The organism is Coprococcus sp. RTP21204st1_G4_RTP21204_210225, assembly GCF_040915385.1.
GTDB lineage: Bacteria > Bacillota > Clostridia > Lachnospirales > Lachnospiraceae > Allocoprococcus > Allocoprococcus comes.
This window is the reverse complement of sequence record NZ_JBCPDP010000049.1, coordinates 1-2,105: the sequence shown is the minus strand read 5'-3', so window position 1 is coordinate 2,105 and position 2,105 is coordinate 1. Positions and strand designations below refer to the sequence as shown.

The window sequence follows — 2,105 nt, the reverse complement described above, 5'->3', positions numbered from 1 at the left end:
CTTCTAGACAATGAAAAAGTGTCTTATAAAACAGAAAATGGGAAACTCCATTTTGAAGGGAAAGCAACAACTCTTAAATATATAACAGCCGAGAATACACCTGAAAATAAATCTAAATTAAAAGCCAACGAAATTGATTTCAAAGAAGAAGGTAAACGCATCAAAATTGATGGTATCAATGCTAGAAAACTAGCAATCGCAGCTATTACTGTAGTTTACCCAATCGCTGGGATTGCTATCTTACTCATTCCTAAACGACAAGAAATAAAAAATGATTTATCCTTTACTAAGGATGAAATAAAAGCCCTAAAAGCTGATAATGTCGTAGTAAAGACTAATTCAAAAGGAGAAAGAACATTGCACCAACGTGACAAAGATACTAATGAGATTGTATCAATAAAAGCAAAAGACATTCATATTCCCCAAAAACTTGGAGGAGTAGAGCTAACTCCTATGCAGCAAGAAAATCTCAAAAATGGAAAAGAAATTACCATTGTAAACGAGGAACTAAACAAAGCTGCAAAAGTAAAACTAGATTTGAATGCCAGAAATGGATTATCAATCAAAGATGCAAATACTATAGAAATTAAAGCGACTGAAAATAAAGAACAAACAATAGAGAAAGACATATATCTGATAAAGAAAGATTAGAGTTTGTAGCCCAAAAAGGAGCTAAAGGGATTGATGAAATTTTTAAAGATAAACCCACCGAAATGGCTGCCTTTTTAGAGAAACATAAACTTTCTAAGGATTATGCTTCTTACAAGGAAGTAGAAAAAACATATTCCAGCTCTAGGGAAGCTACTAAACAAACTGTCGGAGAACAAATATCTACCCAGATAGATAAAATAGATAGTTCTATTAAAGCAACAGCGAAGCAAGAAGCATCTATTCTCGGATATGGTAGAACCTACGGAAAAAATAATGATACTCCAACAATGAAACTATAATATTATGCTAACATTTGACGATTATAAGGCTAAAATATCCATCATTCAAATACTTGAAGATTTAGGATATAAACAAGACATTAGCAAAGGAAAGGTTTCGCCTGTTTTTAAACTAACAGACGGAGCAGGTAACAAGTTGGATGAAATCATCATCAAGAATCCTCATAGTGTACAAGAACACTACTATGATAGGAATTATAAAGGTGGAGATTTAATTCAGTTCATCAAAAATCATATTAACGACTTCCCACAATTCCAACATCAAAATACATTTGTGCGAATTAATATGATTTTAGGACATTACGCAAATGAGCCTTATAGTCCTAAATATGAAGCATTCAAAGTTGTAAAAACAGAAAACAAATCTTTTGACAGAGATAGGTATAAAGAATTTCCTACTACACTCGCTGATTTAAGATTTCTCACAAATGAAAGAAATATAAATCATCAAGTCGTAGAGAAGTTTCTCCCATTTATCACAAGGGTTAAAGACTTACAAGGAAACGGCAATTATTATAATATAGGTTTTCCCTATATTAATCCAACAGATAAAGACAACAAAGTAACAAATTACGAATTAAGAAACTATGGATTCAAAGGAATGGCTGCCGGAGGAGATAAAAGTAACTCGCTTTGGATTGCTGATTTTTGCCCACACCCCCAAATGGCAAAACATATATACTTTGCAGAATCCGCTTTAGATGCTATGAGCTTCTATCAGCTCAATGCTAACAAAATCAAATTAGAAGAAAGTGTTTTTTGTAGTGTAGGAGGGTACATTTCAGTTAATCAAATAAAAAACACTTTATTGCGATACCCACAAGCTAAAGTACATACCTGTTTTGATAATGATTTAAACGGTAATTTGTATGACATTAAAGTGTCTGGAATCATTAGTAATACAGAAGTGACAATAAAAGAAAATAAAGATGATGTGCTGTTTAAAACTAAGGGTAGAGAATTCACTATTAACAAAAATGACGTTTCACTAGAAAGTTTTAGGGAAAAAAGCAAAATAATAGCTCCTATGATTTCTCATAAAGCAGAAAAAGCAAAAGATTTCAATGAAATTCTAATGAAACAACATGAACAAAAAAAAAGTATTAAGTTATGAATGATGGAACAAACATAGCTTCTGATGATATTATATTAAAG

Annotated in this window: 1 protein-coding gene and 1 pseudogene; both read left to right on the top strand. The window is 31.7% G+C overall.

Annotation, left to right across the window (positions count from 1 at the left end):
* A pseudogene (locus tag AB5213_RS16945) lies at positions 1-950 on the top strand (DUF3945 domain-containing protein); the annotation flags it as partial.
* A gap of 4 nt (positions 951-954) precedes the next feature.
* Positions 955-2,064, top strand: coding sequence for a toprim domain-containing protein (locus tag AB5213_RS16940; RefSeq protein WP_005647340.1), 1,110 nt, complete (start codon positions 955-957; stop codon positions 2,062-2,064).
* Positions 2,065-2,105: the final 41 nt, after the last annotated feature.

Bases quoted from the DNA above. Each gene is read 5' to 3' on its own strand.
- AB5213_RS16940 (WP_005647340.1), top strand. From the start codon at position 955: ATGCTAACATTTGACGATTATAAGGCTAAAATATCCATCATTCAAATA.